The 771-nt window shown below is 58.6% G+C and carries 1 pseudogene; it reads left to right on the top strand.

Annotation, left to right across the window (positions count from 1 at the left end):
• Positions 1-363: pseudogene (locus tag EN780_RS35960) on the top strand (AhpC/TSA family protein); the annotation flags it as partial.
• Positions 364-771 lie beyond the last annotated feature (408 nt).

Below are 771 nucleotides of genomic sequence, written 5' to 3'. Positions count from 1 at the left end.
ATGCCCCACCTTCTCGCCGCGTCCGACCCGGAGCGGGCCTCGCATCGTGCTTTCGGCTTGCGCGAGGTCGGGATGGACGCGGTCGCGGCGATACAGATTGACCTTCCAGGCGAGTTGCCAGAACCTATGGACGTGATGGCAATGAACGAATTTCTCAACAAGAAGGAAGGATATGAGATTACGGAAGCCGATCAGCAGATGATGGGTTCCGGCCAGGCGCAGCTTGTCGGTCAGTTCCTAATCGACCGGGAGGGCATCGTGCGCTGGAGCTTCACTGAAATTCTGGAGGTTGGTCTCCAAACGTTCAGGGCGCCGAAACCCGAGGAACTGATATCGGTAGCGTCCCAAGTCGCACATCAATAGGCTGCCGAAAAATTCGCTCGACCACCGCGCCCTGTAACGATTCTATGGGTTTGAGGCCATGATCAAGGTGCTGAAGCGCGGCCCGGGTCTGCCCGTAAGCTTCGTAGCGCGATTCCATTCAACGGGCGGACGCCAGAGTGAACCAGCCTCAGCGCATAGGCCAGACGACGTTCCCTCCACAATCAACGCTTGCAACGGCTGGATAGGGCACTGTTACGCCTTCAGGCAGCACCCAGCGGCGACCAGAGACGATGTGGGTTTCGGGTGGAAATTAATGTAGCAAACCATCAGCATGGATAACCCGTCGGGGGCTGCGCCGCCACGGACGCAAACCGCGACATGGGGCGATCCTGACTTGACCGGCAGCTTCGCGTCCAATTTCGGCCTAACAGGCAAAGTTCGTCGTTG

This window comes from Mesorhizobium sp. M4B.F.Ca.ET.089.01.1.1 (assembly GCF_004022605.1).
GTDB lineage: Bacteria > Pseudomonadota > Alphaproteobacteria > Rhizobiales > Rhizobiaceae > Mesorhizobium > Mesorhizobium abyssinicae.
The sequence above is the reverse complement of the archived record's forward strand: the minus strand, read 5'-3'. Positions and strand labels throughout refer to the sequence as shown.